Raw genomic sequence first — 17,653 nt, 5'->3', positions numbered from 1 at the left:
TTTATGAAAATCACCATAATCGCAGGCGCGAGGCCTAATTTTATCAAAATCGCTCCCATAATCAAAGCAATTGAAAAAAAACAAGCCGAAGGAGCTAACGTTTCGTATCGGTTGGTCCATACCGGTCAACACTATGATAAAAACCTCAGCGACACCTTTTTTGAAGAATTAAATATTCCGCATCCGAATGCTAATTTAGAGGTCAAAAGCGGTTCACAAGCTGAACAAACTGCTGCCATTATGATCGCTTTTGAAAAAGAATTAATCCAAAACCCGTGTGATTTGGTTTTGGTTGTAGGCGATGTTAATTCGACCATGGCTTGTGCCATTGTAGCTAAAAAAAGCAATGTAAAAGTTGCGCATGTCGAAGCCGGAATTCGATCAGGCGATATGACCATGCCCGAAGAAATCAACCGAATTGTAACCGATAGTATTACTGATTATTTCTTTACCACTTCAACAACTGCTTCGGAGAATTTAATTAAATATGGTGCAGAAATTTCAAACATTCACTTTGTTGGTAATGTAATGATTGATACTTTATATCAAAACCTTAGTAGGATTTCAGCACCGAAATTTTGGGATGAATTTGGTTTAGCCAAAGGCAATTATATCATCTTAACTTTGCATCGACCGGCGAATGTTGACGAGGAAAAATCTTTAATCAAATTGCTCCAAGGCATTGATCAGATGGTTGGTGATAAGAAAATAGTTTTTCCGATTCATCCGCGCACTAAAGCTATTTTGGGCGAAACCAATTTGGCCTTAAAAAACATCCTTTTTGTAGAGCCTCAAGGCTATTTAAATTTTATGTTTTTAATTAAAAACAGTTTTGCAGTCATTACGGATTCCGGAGGAATTTCGGAGGAAACTACGGTTTTAAACATTCCGTGCTTTACCATGCGCAACAATACCGAAAGGCCGGAAACGGAAACAATCGGCACCAATACTTTGGTAGGAACTTCAATAGAAAATCTGGAAAAAATATTTGCTGCATTTCTTCAAAACGGACCCAAAAAAGCGGGGATTCCTGAGCTTTGGGACGGAAAAGCCTCAGAGCGAATTATCGAGATTCTTTTGAAAAAATAATGGAAGAAATACTAATCATATCTAATTATTATCCGCCGGAAAAAGGCGCAGCTGCCAACAGAATTGAGCAGTTGGCTTTGAAATTACATCAAAATAATTACAACGTTACAGTGATTTGTCCGTTGGGAAATTACCCGAAAGGGGAATTGTTTCCTGAATACAAAGGGAAGTTTTCCGTCACCGAAAATCGCGATAATATTACCGTAAAGCGACTTTGGATTTATCCGAGTGTGAGTAAAAACATTTTGGTTAGAATTGTTTCGATATTGTCTTTTTCTTTGAATTTATTTTTCTATTTGTTATTCAAAAAAACACCTCAAAAAGTAATTGTTCAATCACCTCCTTTATTGCTTTCTTTTATTTCAGTTTTGGTCCTTTCATTTAAAAACAAAAAAATAATTCTCAATGTTTCGGATTTATGGCCATTGGCTGCTATTGAATTAGACGCGTTAAAATCAGGCTCTTTTTCGCATAAAATTTCGTTGTTTATGGAGCGATTTATTTATAAAAAAGCCTCTTTGGTTTTGGGACAATCTGATGAAATTATTGCGCATATAAAAACTATCTCACCCGGTAAAGAATGTCATTTGTACAGAAATTTTCCTGATCATCAAGTGACCGAAATAGAATTGAAAACCATCGAAAACCAACCGATAAAAATATTTTATGCCGGATTGTTGGGTGTGGCTCAAGGTGTTCTAGAATTGTGTGAAAAAATAGATTTAAACGGCTTGTCTATCGAATTGCATCTGTTTGGCGACGGTGCCGAAAAAAATCAAATAGAAGCGCTTATATCAAGCATGAAAGACCAAAAGATATTCTTCCACGGTATGATGGACCGAAAGGCTTTGCATGAAACACTTAAAACTTTTGACATTGCCATTGTTCCTTTGAAAACCAGAATTTATGGCTCCGTGCCTTCTAAGATTTTTGAATATGGTTCGTTGGGATTTCCAATACTTTATTTTGGTGGTGGCGAAGGAGAAATAATCGTTTCGGAAAATAAATTAGGTTGGGTAGCTTCGGTGGAAGATTTTCAGGACTTGAACGAAAAGCTAGTTGAAATTTCCCTATTGGAAAAAGCCGATTTAGATACAATGAAACAAATGGTTTTTAATACGGCCAATACCAATTTTCACTTAGACAACCAAATCAAAGATTTGATAGCAAAAAAGGTTTTTTAATACGCCTTTTCTTCCCCTTTAAAAATGTTTATCACTGTTTGGAAAATGATTTTCAAATCCATGATGATGGACCAATTTTCAATATAAAAAACATCCAGTTTGATTCGATTGACCATGTCTTCTTCAGTTTCAATTTCGCCTCTGAATCCTTTGACTTGCGCTAAACCGGTAATTCCTGGTTTAACATAGTGTCGCACCATATATTTCTTAATTTTACTGGCGTAAGCTTTGTTTTGTGACCATAAGTGCGGTCTTGGTCCAACTACCGACATGTCACCTAATAAAACATTGAAAAATTGTGGCAATTCATCCATACTGGTTTTACGCATCAATTTGCCCATTCTGGTAACTCTTGGGTCATTTTTAGAGGCTTCTTTTTCGGTAAACCCATTGACTTGCATCGAGCGAAATTTGTAACAAAAGAATTCTTCTTCATCCAAACCAGGTCTGCCTTGTTTAAAAAATACCGGCCCTTTTGATTCTAATTTGATTAAAACCGCCAAAACAGGAATCAACCAAGACAGTATAAAAATGATAACAAATAACGAAAAAACCACATCAAAAACACGTTTAAACCCTTTAATAATTGGGTTGTGTAATTGTGTTTTTTGCAGAGAAAGTACCGGGAATAATTCGTAATAATCGACCTTTAAATTTTTGGAGAAAATCTCTTTGGAATCAGGAATGAATTTGATGGCTTTTTTATTATCGTCTGCAAATTCAACTAACTCTTTTAGTTTTTCATTAGAAATTTCGTTTAAAGAACAATAAATTTCGTCAATTTTATTTTCAATGGCATATTTTTTTAGGTCTTCGACTTTGCCTAAAATTTCCGGATTTTGTTTCTTATCTGAAAAATAACCATAGAATCGATAACCATAATCTTTCCTGTTTTCAAAAACCTCTTTTAGGCGAATGGCTTCTGGTGTATAGCCAATGATTACGGCATTTCTGAAGTTGCTTCCGGTGACAATTCTGTACTTCTTTAGATAGAAAAACAGAAAATATTTAAACGTTAGGATGATAACAAAACTAAAAGTAATAAAAATGGCAACCGCACTACCACTAAAAATAGCCGTTTTGGCAAAAGGGAAAAAAGCAATCACTACCAGTAAAAAAAGACCAAACTGCTTAACTAGTTTGGTAATAATTTCTACCGGTGTTGTAAATCTAAAAACCTCATAATATTTGACAATAATAGCAATCAAAAACCAAGTAAACGTTTGATACAACAAATAGTAAAGTACATTAAGTTCCAATTCCCTGAAGAAAAACAAACTTAATGTTGTTACTACAATTAGATCGAATAAAATACTTATCGGTCTAATATATTTTGAATATCTTCCTGTTTGCTGTGCAACCATAAAATACTAATGGATATATCCTTTAAAATCTTTATGTTCTTCTTTTAACAGTTCATCATTCGAAAGCGATTTGAAATAATCGTAAGTTAATTTCATGCCTTCGTCTCTCTTTACTTTGGCTTCCCAACCTAAAATTTCTTTGGCTTTGGTAGTATCCGGTTGGCGCTGTAAAGGATCGTTTATTGGCAATGGATGATAAACCACTTTTTGATTGGTTCCGGTAAGTTTAATGATTTCGTCTGCAAAATCTTTAATGGTAATCTCGTCTGGATTTCCGATGTTAACCGGATAAACATAGTCTGAATGCAACAATCTGAAAATACCTTCAACTTGGTCCGTTACATAACAAAACGAACGCGTTTGGCTTCCATCACCAAAAATGGTTAAATCTTCGCCTCTCAAAGCTTGACCGATAAAAGCCGGAATTACACGGCCATCATTGAGTCGCATTCTTGGTCCGTAAGTGTTAAAAATTCTAACGATTCTGGTTTCCACCCCGTGAAAAGTGTGATAGGCCATCGTAATTGATTCTTGAAAACGCTTGGCTTCATCATAAACACCTCTTGGTCCGATGGTGTTTACGTTACCGTAATATTCCTCTGTTTGCGGATGAACTAATGGATCACCATATACTTCTGAAGTAGACGCAATTAATATTCTTGCTTTCTTAACCCTTGCCAAACCTAAAAGATTGTGTGTGCCTAATGATCCTACTTTTAGCGTTTGAATTGGAATTTTCAGATAATCAATCGGACTTGCCGGCGAGGCGAAATGAAGGATGTAATCAATTTTTCCGGGCACGTGAACAAACTTGGTTACATCGTGATGATAAAACTCGAAGTTTCTATCTTTAAATAAATGTTCAATGTTTTTTAAATCTCCGGTAATCAAATTATCCATCCCAATTACAAAATAGCCTTCTGCTATAAACCTGTCACAAAGATGGGAACCCAAAAAACCTGCTGCTCCGGTAATTAATATTCTTTTCATAAATTTTGTTCTGATTTGGAATTATTTGAGGCAATTCCGGAATTAAAAAGACAATACATCATTGTGAAAAACACAACACCTCTTTGTCTCCATAAAAATGATTCGGTCAAAAATAAACTTATCATTAGAATTGCGAAAGCAAAATGGACAAAATCTTTCGATTTGTATGCGATTTTAACGTTAATGATGAGCATTAATAACAATAATATAAAACCTAAGATGCCTAATTCGGCGAAGTTTTGAATGTATTGATTGTGAAAGTTTTTATTTTGATAACCTTCTTTTCCTTCTTCGCCTAAGTACAAATTGTAGAATTTGGCCTTTTCTTCTATTTTCGGATAAGAAGCATTTAAACCAAAGCCCATTAAAAACACCATGCGGTCATTAATTAACTCGGTAAAGATTCTAAACTGATAAACCCTAAAAGCTGTTCCGGGAAAATAATCATTTGGCGTGAATTTTTCGTTTGACCAAGCCTCTTTTAAACTTACATAATGAACTCCTGCTGGAATTCCTTCGACTACATTGGCACTTAAACTTTTCTCTGAATTGGTTTGAAACTCTTGTTGAAATCTTGTTTTTATTTTACCAAACGAAAAAATCAAACCTATAATGAGACCAAAAACGATAAGGTTTCGCAAACGAAGTTTGTGCGATGATTTTGAAAAAAAGAAAACATGAAGTAAGACCAATAAAATAAAAATGAGAATGATATTTTTAGAAGATAGCATTAACACAAAAACAAAAAGCAAAACCGAAAAAAAAATGTCAATTTTAGATTTGATTTCCTTAGTGAAAAAATAAAAAAAGGCGACTGCTACAAATACAGAAACATGAATTGCATTTAATAGTTTAGGAACCAAACCGAAATCAATGTGGTCTTCCCCATGGTAAAAAAACACCCTGAAATCATCTCTTAACCAATACCTAACTACCGCTCTTAGCAAGAAATACAAGGTTAAAAGCACTATTGCGTAACTATAATAGGCTATTATTTTTTGCTTTTGGGTTGCCGAAAAATCTTTAAGCAGTAAAAATCCTATTGGTATAATTAATAGCGGAATTTCTTTTGATAAAGCAGGCAACGTACTTTCTTTGTCGATAGACCAGAAATAAGATAGCGCCATTAAAACATAAAGTGTAATGGGCAAAATCAAGTGGGATTGGAGCGAAAAATGGTTTTTTTTGTAAGTGAAAATGGCTGTAGCCAAAAACAATCCCATGGCTATATTATTAAAAGCATAGCTTAACGGAATGGTAATAAGAACTAGAAGTGTTGGAATAAAAGAATTATTTTCTTTGCTTTCTTTTGTCAGATTTTGAAAAACATTCTTCAAAAAGTTGTAAGTATTCCCCATTTATTTTCTCCCAATTAAATTCATTGACGATCGCGTCAAAATTGTTTTGAACTAATTGCAAGTTATCATTTTTTTTGATAGTATTCAGAATATTTTTCACCTCAATAGGGTTGGAAAAATAATGACTGTTTTCTTTTAAAATTCCTTTGTTAAAATCATTATTATGTGCGATAACCAGAGCTCTTGAAGCCATGGCTTCTAACAATGACGGATTGGTTCCACCAACAGAATGTCCGTGAAAATACAAGTTTGAAAAGTAACGAAGGTTATTCAAATGTTCTAAATTGTACAGACCGCCAATAAAACGAATATTTTGATGAGATTTGAACTTGTTTTTAAGGTATTCTCCATACTTGGTTTGGTGTTTCCCAATAACAAGAATAGGCGTTTTGTCTTCGTTCATTGCTACGCCTTCCAATACCATATCAAGATTGTTTTCCGGCTCGAAGCGCGCCATTATCATATTGTATTGCTCTTTTTCTACGCCATATTCTTTGAGAACCGTTTCATCGGGATTGCTAAAAGGATAAGCGCCATAAGCAATATAGGTTGACTCTTTTTTATATTTCTGTAGTAAAAACTTTTGAATCCCTATTGAATCCGATACTAAAAAATCACTACTGGTCGCGGCTAATCTTTCGGCAAACCTCAAGAATTGCTGTACTGGTTTTGAATACTTGGTTCTCTTCCACTCCAAGCCGTCCATATTGGTAATGATGATTGATTTTTTGGGTAAAAGAAAACACCAGATAGAATTGCTGGTATAACCCAATTGCAAAATGATGTCAAAATCTCTTTTTCGAGAATCCATGATGCAATTAAAATCATAAATAAACTGACCAAAAGTACCCATTTTGTGCTCGGGATCGTATTGGTGAATAATATTTACGCCGTGAAAAGATTTTTCCTGAAAAGGATGATCATGGGAATTGTAGCAATATACTTCGTGCCCTTGCTCAACCAAATAAACCGAAAAAAATTCGGCAAACTGTTCAAAACCTCCGTAATAATTGGGCACACCACGAGTTCCTAAAATGGCTATTTTCATGAGTTATATTACGATTTGCTTTGACTTGTTATTCGAGTTTGCAAACATAATAAAATTGAGGGAATATCTTTAAAGAAAATGACTTGTTTGCTATTTCTTTGAGGCTTCAAAATCATACAAAGCATTAATAAAATCTGTTTTCGCTTTTTGCCAACTGTAAACAAGCTTCATCTCAGAAATCATTTTGGGCCAATCTTGATTAGTTAATCCAAAATGAATTTTAGTATTTAAATCCGCTTCATTTAATGGATCAAACTGACAATCTTTTAGAAAGTGGAAATCTGCCATAGCTGTTGTATTGGAACAAATAGTTGGAATTCCCGCTGCTAAAGATTCCAAAGGCGGAATTCCAAATCCTTCGGCGATTGAAGGATAAACAGATAGATTTGTGCCACGAACAAATAACAACAAATCTTCGAAATTAACTTTGTTAAACGTAAATATCTTAGCTTTTATCGTCTCTGGAAGCCCTGCGTAGTAATCAGTGTAGGTTTTGTTTTCAATGGCTTTGTCTCCAATAAAAACTAATGAATGATTTTTATAATGTTCCTTTTCGACAAAAACTTTAAGCAACCTGTGGTGGTTTTTTCTTGGTTCCCAACGGCTAACAAAAAGAAAGTAATTGTTTACGCCAAACTTTCTTTCTACTTCCTTTTGAATAGTTCGCTTGTCAAATGCCTCAAAGTAAATCGGATCAACGGCATTGGCTGTTACAAAGACTTTTTCAATTCCAAAATGTTTTTGGATTTGAGCTTTGGAGTATTCGGAAACACTCAAAACGATATCGGAGCATTTTGCGCTTCTTTTAAACAGCAATTTGTTCTTTAATCGGTAGCCTAAGGGAAAATATTGAGGAAAATCAAGAAACAACACATCGTGTATAGTGACTATGTATTTGCATTTTTTAACTGGTGGTACTACATATTGAAAATGGGCGTAATCAATCTTATTCTTTTTGATAATGTTAGGGATATCAAATAACAGCCTGAAAAATTTATTTTTTGTTTTGTATTGTATGTAAGTCAAATTCTTGTGGGCACCAAAAATGGTTTCCAAAAAAACAATATCATTTGCTGCAAAAAAGAAATGACAATTAACCTCTTGGATTAACTTGGCGTAAAGTCCTTTTATATAGGTAGTCGTGCCTTGAAAATTCCCGTCAAAGACATGACAATCAACAAATATTTTTATTTTTTGCATGGTTTATTCAATGACTTTGGATTGATTTTCTTTCTTGATTAGCAATTCTTTATAGGATAAAATAAACCCAATTATTATTGCTTTATTTTCTGTTTTTAGGTACAAGCCTAACAATACCCAATTATCAAATAATAAATAAATGCCCGTTGCCATTAATATCAAGTTCAATTGTTTGATATTCTCATGGGCTGAAGGATTTTGCTTTATCAATAATCTTAAAAAATAAAACATAAAAAAGACACCTATAAGCCCTGATTTTAAAAACACTGTCATAAAGGCATTATGCAAAATGGATATTTCTGTTAGTACTGTCCCATCGTTAGTGTATAATTTCTGACCTAGCTGTATTTCAGAACCCAACCCTTTTCCTCTTACAACACCCCAAAAACCTTCATAAACAACATTTTTAACGGTAATAATGTTTTCATAAGCACGATAATTATCATTGAAATCCTTCCAATCATCTTTATTTACTTTAGACTTAAAAGCTTCAATTGGTGCATTTTTAATTTTATAAAGTAATGCCTCTAGCCCTTTACCATTTCTAGACAAGTTCATGTTATAAATTACAGCATAGCCTATCAATATCAATGAAATGAATGAAATGAGAATGAGTAACGTTCTCTTATTTAGCGAAAAATACCCTTTTAAAACAAGGAAAAAAATAAACGCTTGAATAAAATTAGCTCTGGAAACATATAAAGCGCTGGAAACACCAATTACGATGAGCAATAACAAGAATCTTTTTCTAGTGAAAACAACACCAAATTTCTTGTGAAATAAAACTAATATAAACGCATAGACTTCAAAATCACTGAAATAACCCGAATACTTTCTGAGCTCATGAATGTTTAAAATTCTATGAATTAAAGCGCTATAAAAAATAATCCCCAAATGAATAATCGCTATGATAAAACCCACATAAATAATCGTTTTTACGACCTTCATGTCTGCATTTCTACACAATTGATAACCCAATATTAAGCCAACAATGGGTTTTAATAAGTAGGTTATATCCCTGATTATCTTGTATGTTGTATAATCATAAAAAAATGAGGAAATTATGGCCACTATTAAAATTGCGACATAGGGTAGAATGTAGTGTAAAATGGTTACTGAGTATTTTTTTCTCAATGTGAACAAAATTGTGGTACTCCAAACCACAAAAGTCAATTCATAGTTATTTAAATAAGTAACTCCAACACAAATGGCAAAGAGTATTTGGTATAAATAATTTTTAGATATTTTAATACTGCTCATTTTTATGCGATTACATTTTGGTTGAAGTGCTTTCTCAAAATCGTTAAATACAAAACTATAATAATAAATTCAATAATAATAATAGAGTAAAAAGCACCTTTTAGCCCTTGATAGTTGGTCAAAATATAAAGCAAAATAAAATTGAAAATGGTGGCTATAATGGTTATTCGGATGTAAATTTTATTTTCGTTAAAGGCAAATATTAATTGACGTAAAGGTTGCGAAACCGAAACGAACAATGGCACTATCAATCCTAATTTGAAATAGTCTGCCATTAAAGCAATTTTAGTCGGATGGATTTTAAAAAAGGTTAAAATGTATTCTGAATTAAGGTAAAATGTCATCAATACTATCAACAAAAGCCCAAAATTAAATCCGTTGTATTGTTGCCAGACTTTGATCCCGCTTTTGATGTTTTTATTTAATTCATAGCAAATGTTGGCATAAACAAAGTAAAAAAACATATTAAGATAAGTCTTAAATACAGAAACAATTTGGTCGATGACTCTAAACTGTCCGGCCATAAAATCACCACCGATGTAACTGATCACCATGATGGGAAAAAATTGGTAAAGCGATAAAAAAATCTGCGAAACACTGAAGCTGAATTCCTCTTTTAAGATGACTATCGCGTCTTTAAATGAAAAGTCATTCAGCACAAATCCATAATGACTTACCAACCACCACAGACCAATGCCGTTTCCGATTACAGCACCGATTCCAAAAAACAAATTAGCATAAATGTAATCTGATTTTTGATTGACTAAAATCAGTACCAACAAAATGTATATCGTTTTAGAAATTACATTTACAATTGAAATCCACTTAAAATTTTCAACACCTTGAAAAAACCATTGCGGATTAATAAACTGTCCTATGACAATAAAAAAACTAAAAAAAAACAGCGTTTTGTCTCTTGAAAAAAAAGGCACGGTAAAAACCAGAACTGATAATAGTATAAAAACTAAAACGGTTAGAAGTAATTTAGAAAGATATATCGATTTAAATTTGCGTTCTAAAACCACTTTGTTGTCTCGGTTGATGGATATTTCCTGAACGCCTTTGATGTAAGAACCGTAATCAATAATTCCGTTTAAAATCAAAGCTAATGAAAATCCAACACCAACTTTTCCTAAGCCATCTTCACCACATTTATAAATGATAAAAGGCATTACAAACAATGGACTAACCAAGTTTATAACTTGTCCGAAACCATAAATTAAAAAGTCTGTTATTTTTTTTCTATTAAAAACACTCATTGCATTCAATCAAATATAAGGATGCAAGGTATTACTTTTTGATATAAAAGCTGTTCATATCATCAAGTGATTTGGATTTTAGAAACGGATTAAAAACAAAATATCCAAAATAAAGTAAGTGTTTTGCAAAACCAAATTTGAAGAAAAGTTCACTGAAGACACCAAGTTTTTTCTTGGTTAGAATATGAACATTCATCGCATTGTAATAATTCATTCCGAATTTTTTAGCGATTTCTTTAAACGCCTCTTTAGAATAAAAAGAGACATGCTGTCCGTGTTCAGAAGCGTAATACCACCAATCCTTGTGAGCAGGTGCCGGTTTTGAAATTAAATCGGTAGTGAGAATGATGGTGTCCGTAAGTTTTACAATTTTTGCTATTTCTTCCAGTGGATTTTCGAAATGCTCAAAACTTTCGAAAGTTGTTACAACGTCATATGTGTCATTTAAACTTCCCTCAAAACCCCTTGCGATTTCGTTTTTTGTATAAGGATCTTGCCAATAATAATCAAAACCAATGTCACGCATTTGCCTAGTAAAAACTCCGAAACCACCGGCATAATCTAAAAATTTACCTTTTGGATTAAAAAACAAAAACAGTAAAGATGTTGTAATCTTTGACATTCTTTCACAACGATACATGACACCGGTATCTGAAAGATTCATGGAACTGATATAGGCTTCTTCTAACCAATAAGGTTTTTCAGTTTGGCCAAAACCACAAGTTTGACATTGAAAATAATCAACATCGTATTTGTATAAAACTTTAGCTTTAAAAATTGTTTTGGTTTCGTTTTGGCAAATTTTACAGGTCATTGTTAAATTTTCTTGGATTTGTTGTATACAATTGTACTTTTAGTAAAGTTAATTTTTTAAACAAAAAAGCCATAAGTATATACTTATGGCTTTGTAATTTTTAAAATATCTTATTTTAATATCTTTTTAATCTCGTCAAGAATAGTTTGTTGTGGATAAAAAGATGGTGTATATGGTTTGTCTGCAATTTTTTGGAATCTAATAGTTCCTTTTACAGGATCTACATCTGCTTTTACATTTTCATTTGGAATAAAATATTTTAAGAAATCTGATCCCTGAGCTTCAAAAGTTTTTCCATAATAGTTTAATTTAAATTTTTCCAAAGTTACATCACCTCTATCCTGAACGATTCCAAAATCAATTCTAATATTAGTTGGCATGATTTCTTCTTTTAAATTAAAAACAACTTTTTGGCTTGTTGCTTTTGGCTCTACACCAGTCCAAGCTACTTGATCTGCATTAAAATTAATAGTACCGTCTTCGGTATAAAACATTGAGAAATCCTCCTTATTTGTACATATTACATCCATTTCTAGACTGAAGTTTTCCTTGACATTTTGATTTGCAACTTCTGTTCCTTCTTCAGTTGTAGTCTTTTCTTCATTCTTGCATGAGATAAGTATCAACGAAAAAACAGCTGTAAGAATAATAAATTTTGTTTTCATGTCATTATTTAAATTAGTGGAGCTAAATTATGTTTTTTTTGTATAATTCAAACAAATACTTTATAAATTATTTATCTTTTTTTGATTTTAATAGAGTGAATTATTGCATTTCTATCTTTACCGTTTTCTGAGATATCATTATCATAAATAATTTGAAATCTTACTCTTTCATAATTCAAATTTGAGAACTGAATTTTTGTTAAAGGATTTGAAAGATCATCACTTAAATAAAAGTTTGCAATTTCGTTACCATTTAATTTTATTTTTATGTGTGCGTTCTCATTATTTATCGCTGGAGAAGGAAAACTATTCCCATTTATCTGTAATTCATAATTACCTCTATCCAAATCTATAAACGATGAAACTGTATTGGTCTTTTCAAATAATGTCATACTTCCATTCGAATCGAATTTTACTCTTTGAAATATTTTTAAATCTAAATTATTATCTGAATTTATTTTTTGCTTCTTCTTGGATACATAATGATAGGCCCATGCGTCAAAATATTCTATTTTGTCTTGTTCAATAAAATTTTGCTTTAAAAATTCTTCATCTTCGTTGCTTAAATTGTATGGGTTTACATTGGCATACCAAAAATCATTTTGATCGATTATATTTTTTCTCATCCCGTCAATATATTCCTCAAATGATTTTCCTTCAATAGTAATATCGGGTCTATCTTCAAAGAAAAAAGGAAAAACCCAATTGTAAAAAACTACAAGTTTAGTATCGCCATCATTTCTTGCTTTTATTTCATTTGTTAATTCCCTCATTTGACATTTTGAAGGTTTATTGTAATAATCCTTTACTATAAAAATATCTATCAAACTAAAAATTAAAACAGTTGAAAAAACCAAATTTTTAATGATTTTAGTTTTAATTAAGTCAATACCAACCGCTATTACAATAATAAAAATTGGGACGATGTTAATAAAATAGCGCGCTAAAATCATTGATACATCTGTATATGATTTTATCATTGGAATTAAAATAGATACTATTAACCAAGAAAAAAGAATGATAAAACTAAAAATCAGCTTATTTTTAATAATACTAATTGCTGTGTTAGTTGCAGTTTTTTGCTTTAAAACTTGAATTATATAGTAAAGAATTATACAATTTATGACAAAAAGCAACAATTCAGAATTGCCAAAAAACTCCTTGAACATAACGGTAAAAGAATCTGGATTCGGTTTAGGAATCCAAAATGATTTTATTTTCATTATTTGCAATAATGGCTCGTATGTTGGAATCATCAGTAAAATTGTTGCTATTCCAGCTACTATCGAATATTTTATAAAAGAGATTCTTAAGTTTTTAGGTGTTTTGAAAGCAAAAAACAGTATTACAATAAACTGAGAAAATAAAGTTAATAATCCAAAAAAATGAGAATTCATCATTAAACCTGAAAAAACTCCGTAGTAGATTGCATTTTTATAATTGGTTTTTTTTAAGAATATAACCATTCTATAAAATGACAGCACGGTAAATAGAAACAACATTCCATAAGGTCTAACTTCTTGTGAATAAATAATATGATAAATACTCACACATGTAATAGCTGCAGCGATTAATCCTGTTCTTTTATTGCGTAATTCCTTTCCTAAAAGATAAATGGCATATACGCCAAAAACACCAATTATTGCAGAAAAAATCCTAGCTTGCATTGTTGAATAACCAAAAATCAACATAAACCATTTCAATAAAAGAAAATAAAGATGTGGAAACGCTTCCCAAAGCAATACACTTTCATAAAACTGCTTAAAACTCATTTCTGGCTTAGTATCATTCATACTCAGCACTTCATCTAACCAAAAGCTCTGATAGTCTGCATGATAAAACCGTAAAAATATTGAAGCTAATAAAATAATAGTTAACCAATTATTATCAACAAGCCATCTTTTAATTTTTGAAATAGTGTCCTTCATTATTCTTCTCTCTTTCTCTTAAAATCTCCTCTAGAGAAATATTTTTCTACAAAACAATATACTAAAATGAAGAAATAACGACTTCCCATTTCTTTTATTTTCAATTTAGAAACACCATATTTCCTGTTAGTCCAGGAATTTGGAACAACGGTAAAAGTATATCCTCTTATGATTGCCTTTAATGGCAACTCAATGGTTAAATTAAAATGTGGTGACAAAATTGGCTTAACGCCTTCTATAACTTCTCTTTTATAAAGTTTAAAAGCGTTAGTTGTGTCATTATATTTTATTCGCATCACCATTCTGATGATAAAATTTGCTATACGGTTGATGATTTTTTTTACCCAAGGATAATCAATTACTTTTCCGCCTTTGATAAAACGACTCCCAAAAACACAATCATAATTACCTTCAATCATAGTCGTATAATAGCGGATCAAATCATAAGGAGAATCGGATAAATCGGCCATCATTACCGCAACACAATCACCAGAATATCTTTCCAAACCATAGCGAACGGCATAGCCAAAACCATTTGGACCAAGGTTAGTTCCATAAGTTAATGAAGGATATTTTTTTGCTAATTGCTCTAAAACCACGAGTGTTCCGTCTTTAGAATTATCATTAACTACATAGATTTCATGATCGATATTGACTTTAGAAAATGCTTCTTCAATTTGGTCAATCGTTTCAGTGATAGACTCTTCTTCGTTATAGGCAGGAATTACAATGCTTAGTTTCATTAGTTTTTCTTAATCGTTGCTTCGTATATCTGTGTTAATATATCGTTGATGTTGTATTTCCAAGTCCAGTTCGGATAATGTGCTTTGAATTTTGATACATCACTTACCCACCAAATATGATCCCCAATTCGGTTGGCTTCAGTGTATTCATAATTCATCGGTTTTCCGGTAATGGCTTCACACATTTCTATCGCTTCTGCCATAGAGCAATTTGAATGTCTTCCGCCGCCGGCATTATACACTTCTCCTTGTCTTGGGTTTTGATAAAAATGCCAAAACATATTTACCAAATCCCAACTGTGAATGTTGTCTCGAACTTGCTTGCCTTGATAACCAAAAACCGTATACTTATCACCTGTTATTGCGCATTTCATTAAATAAGATAAAAAGCCATGCAATTGTGTTCCTGAATGATTTGGTCCGGTTAAGCAACCACCTCTAAAAACACCCGTATTCATTCCGAAATACTTTCCATATTCCTGAACTAAAACATCCGCAGCTACTTTTGAAGCACCAAAAAGAGAATGTTTGGTTTGATCAATACTCATGAGCTCGTCAATTCCGTCTTTAAAATAAGGATGTGATTCGTCAATTTCCCATCGCTTATCTAACTCTACCAAAGGTAAATAGTTTGGTGTATCACCATAAACTTTATTCGTAGACGTGAATATAAAAGTAGCTTCCGGTGCATGTAAACGAGTCATTTCTAACATATTTAACGTTCCGTTGGCATTTACAGTAAAGTCGGTTAATGGCTCACGAGCCGCCCAATCGTGGCTTGGTTGTGCTGCAGTGTGAACAATTAGCTGTATGTCTGTATTGTATTTAGCAAATAGTTTCTCTAATTCGTCTACGTTACGGATATCTATGGCGTGATGTTCAAAGTTAGGAACTTCTTTAACTAACTTCTCTGTATTCCAATCGGTAGATGCATTTTTACCAAAAAAAACTTGGCGCATATTATTGTCAATTCCAACGATTCTGTCAAATTTATCAGCAAAAAAGGCCACTGATTCACTTCCAATCAATCCCGATGAGCCTGTTATGATACATGTTTTCATTCTAAAATATTTATTTTCTTATCTGTTTCTATTTGCTTTGTTTCTTCTTTTGTTTTAACCAAAACGAAAATTTTATATTCTCCCTTATCTAATTTATCGGTGTAAATTCTACAGAAAAAACCTCCGTTATTCAGATTCCATTTTTTAAAATACGGGTTTAAATCAAATCGTTGAACTTGTTTTGTGGTATAAAATTTCGGTTCCGTTTGTATAATGTCTTTTAATCCAATATATACTTCTTGACCTGATGTGGAAATACCGTCGAGAAAAGCCCATCCATCAATCAGGTAACTATCTTTTATTTTGTTAATACCATCTACACTGTATGAAATATTGTTTGGGCCTTTGGTTTCTTCCATTTTGTTTTCCACAATCCTACTAAAAGGGAAAGTGGTTTCCAGATATTGGTCATCCGGAAAATGATAAACATCTAAAGTACTAGATTCCGAAATCATTGAACCATAGGCTTCAACCATTGATTTATCTCCATTTAAACGACTTTGGTCATCTGAATTAAAGTGTAATATTCCCAATAGAGTTTGATTTTTTCTAAAATATAAATACTCATACTGATTAAGGTTGATATAAAAAAAGTAGAAAACAGTAATAACCGACAATGTCCAAATCTGTCTTTTATTTAACTTCGGATTGGATTCTATAAACCAATAATATAATGATATACAAAAAATTATTCCATTGATTCTATATCGAGAAGCGCCTGCTGTTTCCAACCCAAAGGAAACCCTTGAAACAGCTGTTACAAAGGATGAAATGACAACAAACAACATTAATGAATAGTTAAATAAGTTCTTCTTATAATATTTAGTTTTACTTATATAGAGAAAGAGAACAAACAATAAAAAACCAATTACCGCAGTTACATAAAATGACTGATCCACAACATTGGTGTAAATTAAAAAGTAATTGAAGGCATTTCCTAAGAAAGCAAAAACAAAAACTAAAATTTTTACATTGTACTCAACAAGGGTTGTAAATAAGCCGGTGTTTTGAGGTCTATGAAAACCGTAAAAGTAAGCAATCAGTATTGGTAAGACGAAAAGAGAATAAACTAAAATGTTTTTATATTCTTTTTTAAACAATAAAATCAAAATAGAAACTGGCAATATAAAAATTCCTCCTCCTTGAGTTAATAACGCCAAATAAAAAAAAAGAATTGCTATAATGATATTCTTTTTTGTACTCAAAGTATCTTTTGCTATAAAATTCAAACTTAATATTACAAAAAGTAATACGGTGAAATTTGACATTCCAGCCATGGCAAAGGTCATGTTTTCCCAATTGGACAAGTTGAATAATAAAACACTTATTGGTACAAAAAGAAATAAACTTGTTTTTAAACAAAGAAATTTTCTAAAAAAGAAAAGTCCAATTGCTAAAATTGAAAGATTCCCAATGAAAGCCAAAAAGGTAAAATTAACATACATATGAAACTTATAAGAAAAGATTGTCCATATCCTGTCATAAACAATTCTATGCTCATTATGTTGTGAAAAGATCAACTTTATTTTTTCTGAAAAAGAATCAGTCGAAATGCACTTATTTAAAAAATCCAAAATCGCCTGATAATCATCATTAATCGGGGCGTTAACCATATACAAAAAAAACATTCCGAAAAATGTAATAATTGGTATTAATATTAAAATACTGGAGATTATTTTTTCTTTCATAT

Annotated in this window: 15 protein-coding genes; 2 read left to right on the top strand and 13 right to left on the bottom strand. The window is 32.0% G+C overall.

The window, feature by feature from the left end:
• Positions 1–3: 3 nt before the first annotated feature.
• Positions 4–1,089, top strand: coding sequence for a non-hydrolyzing UDP-N-acetylglucosamine 2-epimerase (gene wecB, locus ACK4R1_RS01990; RefSeq protein ID WP_409682920.1), 1,086 nt, complete (start codon positions 4–6; stop codon positions 1,087–1,089).
• Positions 1,089–2,273, top strand: coding sequence for a glycosyltransferase family 4 protein (locus ACK4R1_RS01985; RefSeq protein ID WP_409682917.1), 1,185 nt, complete (start codon positions 1,089–1,091; stop codon positions 2,271–2,273). Before wecB ends, ACK4R1_RS01985 begins: the two co-directional genes overlap by 1 nt.
• Here the strand turns inward: ACK4R1_RS01985 and ACK4R1_RS01980 are convergent.
• From ACK4R1_RS01980 to ACK4R1_RS01920, 13 genes are all read right to left on the bottom strand, one after another.
• Complete coding sequence (locus ACK4R1_RS01980) at positions 2,270–3,637, bottom strand: undecaprenyl-phosphate glucose phosphotransferase (protein WP_409682914.1); 1,368 nt, start codon at positions 3,635–3,637, stop codon at positions 2,270–2,272. The two genes, ACK4R1_RS01985 and ACK4R1_RS01980, sit on opposite strands and share 4 nt — an antisense overlap.
• A 6-nt stretch (positions 3,638–3,643) precedes the next feature.
• Positions 3,644–4,627 carry a UDP-glucuronic acid decarboxylase family protein gene (locus ACK4R1_RS01975; protein WP_409682911.1) on the bottom strand — a complete coding sequence of 328 codons (984 nt, stop codon included), beginning with the start codon at positions 4,625–4,627 and terminating at the stop codon, positions 3,644–3,646.
• Complete coding sequence (locus ACK4R1_RS01970; RefSeq protein ID WP_409682908.1) at positions 4,624–5,985, bottom strand: O-antigen ligase family protein; 1,362 nt, start codon at positions 5,983–5,985, stop codon at positions 4,624–4,626. Before ACK4R1_RS01970 ends, ACK4R1_RS01975 begins: the two co-directional genes overlap by 4 nt.
• Positions 5,918–7,033, bottom strand: a complete 1,116-nt coding sequence (locus tag ACK4R1_RS01965; RefSeq protein ID WP_409682905.1) for a DUF1972 domain-containing protein — start codon at positions 7,031–7,033, stop codon at positions 5,918–5,920. The genes ACK4R1_RS01970 and ACK4R1_RS01965 overlap by 68 nt, the downstream gene beginning before the upstream one ends.
• Before the next feature lie 90 nt (positions 7,034–7,123).
• The gene (locus tag ACK4R1_RS01960) at positions 7,124–8,233 is read right to left on the bottom strand and encodes a glycosyltransferase family 4 protein (protein ID WP_409682902.1); all 1,110 of its coding nucleotides are present in this window, start codon (positions 8,231–8,233) and stop codon (positions 7,124–7,126) included.
• Between the two features lie 3 nt (positions 8,234–8,236).
• A complete protein-coding gene (locus ACK4R1_RS01955; RefSeq protein ID WP_409682898.1) occupies positions 8,237–9,154 on the bottom strand; it encodes a hypothetical protein in 918 nt (305 codons plus the stop codon).
• A 341-nt stretch (positions 9,155–9,495) separates the two neighbouring features.
• The gene (locus ACK4R1_RS01950) at positions 9,496–10,752 is read right to left on the bottom strand and encodes an oligosaccharide flippase family protein (RefSeq protein WP_409682895.1); all 1,257 of its coding nucleotides are present in this window, start codon (positions 10,750–10,752) and stop codon (positions 9,496–9,498) included.
• Between the two features lie 31 nt (positions 10,753–10,783).
• Positions 10,784–11,566: a class I SAM-dependent methyltransferase gene (locus ACK4R1_RS01945; protein WP_409682892.1), complete on the bottom strand. Its 783-nt coding sequence runs from the start codon at positions 11,564–11,566 to the stop codon at positions 10,784–10,786.
• Between the two features lie 110 nt (positions 11,567–11,676).
• Positions 11,677–12,231, bottom strand: a complete 555-nt coding sequence (locus tag ACK4R1_RS01940) for a hypothetical protein (protein WP_409682889.1) — start codon at positions 12,229–12,231, stop codon at positions 11,677–11,679.
• Positions 12,232–12,302: 71 nt separating this feature from the next.
• Positions 12,303–14,159 (bottom strand): glycosyltransferase family 39 protein, encoded by a 1,857-nt coding sequence (locus ACK4R1_RS01935; RefSeq protein WP_409682886.1) that lies wholly within the window; start codon positions 14,157–14,159, stop codon positions 12,303–12,305.
• Positions 14,159–14,902 (bottom strand): glycosyltransferase family 2 protein, encoded by a 744-nt coding sequence (locus ACK4R1_RS01930; protein ID WP_409682883.1) that lies wholly within the window; start codon positions 14,900–14,902, stop codon positions 14,159–14,161. Before ACK4R1_RS01930 ends, ACK4R1_RS01935 begins: the two co-directional genes overlap by 1 nt.
• A complete protein-coding gene (locus ACK4R1_RS01925; protein WP_409682880.1) occupies positions 14,902–15,963 on the bottom strand; it encodes an NAD-dependent epimerase/dehydratase family protein in 1,062 nt (353 codons plus the stop codon). Before ACK4R1_RS01925 ends, ACK4R1_RS01930 begins: the two co-directional genes overlap by 1 nt.
• Complete coding sequence (locus ACK4R1_RS01920) at positions 15,960–17,651, bottom strand: hypothetical protein (protein ID WP_409682878.1); 1,692 nt, start codon at positions 17,649–17,651, stop codon at positions 15,960–15,962. The genes ACK4R1_RS01925 and ACK4R1_RS01920 overlap by 4 nt, the downstream gene beginning before the upstream one ends.
• Between the last annotated feature and the right edge of the window lie 2 nt (positions 17,652–17,653).

The sequence above is a fragment of the Flavobacterium sp. genome (genome assembly GCF_046293665.1).
GTDB lineage: Bacteria > Bacteroidota > Bacteroidia > Flavobacteriales > Flavobacteriaceae > Flavobacterium.
The sequence above is the reverse complement of the archived record's forward strand: the minus strand, read 5'-3'. Positions and strand labels throughout refer to the sequence as shown.

Coding starts and splice junctions, on each gene's coding strand:
- wecB (WP_409682920.1), top strand. CDS start 4: ATGAAAATCACCATAATCGCAGGCGCGAGGCCTAATTTTATCAAAATC.
- ACK4R1_RS01980 (WP_409682914.1), bottom strand. CDS start 3,637: ATGGTTGCACAGCAAACAGGAAGATATTCAAAATATATTAGACCGATA.
- ACK4R1_RS01965 (WP_409682905.1), bottom strand. CDS start 7,033: ATGAAAATAGCCATTTTAGGAACTCGTGGTGTGCCCAATTATTACGGA.
- ACK4R1_RS01975 (WP_409682911.1), bottom strand. CDS start 4,627: ATGAAAAGAATATTAATTACCGGAGCAGCAGGTTTTTTGGGTTCCCAT.
- ACK4R1_RS01920 (WP_409682878.1), bottom strand. CDS start 17,651: ATGAAAGAAAAAATAATCTCCAGTATTTTAATATTAATACCAATTATT.
- ACK4R1_RS01960 (WP_409682902.1), bottom strand. CDS start 8,233: ATGCAAAAAATAAAAATATTTGTTGATTGTCATGTCTTTGACGGGAAT.
- ACK4R1_RS01940 (WP_409682889.1), bottom strand. CDS start 12,231: ATGAAAACAAAATTTATTATTCTTACAGCTGTTTTTTCGTTGATACTT.
- ACK4R1_RS01925 (WP_409682880.1), bottom strand. CDS start 15,963: ATGAAAACATGTATCATAACAGGCTCATCGGGATTGATTGGAAGTGAA.
- ACK4R1_RS01970 (WP_409682908.1), bottom strand. CDS start 5,985: ATGGGGAATACTTACAACTTTTTGAAGAATGTTTTTCAAAATCTGACA.
- ACK4R1_RS01935 (WP_409682886.1), bottom strand. CDS start 14,159: ATGAAGGACACTATTTCAAAAATTAAAAGATGGCTTGTTGATAATAAT.
- ACK4R1_RS01985 (WP_409682917.1), top strand. CDS start 1,089: ATGGAAGAAATACTAATCATATCTAATTATTATCCGCCGGAAAAAGGC.
- ACK4R1_RS01930 (WP_409682883.1), bottom strand. CDS start 14,902: ATGAAACTAAGCATTGTAATTCCTGCCTATAACGAAGAAGAGTCTATC.
- ACK4R1_RS01950 (WP_409682895.1), bottom strand. CDS start 10,752: ATGAGTGTTTTTAATAGAAAAAAAATAACAGACTTTTTAATTTATGGT.
- ACK4R1_RS01945 (WP_409682892.1), bottom strand. CDS start 11,566: ATGACCTGTAAAATTTGCCAAAACGAAACCAAAACAATTTTTAAAGCT.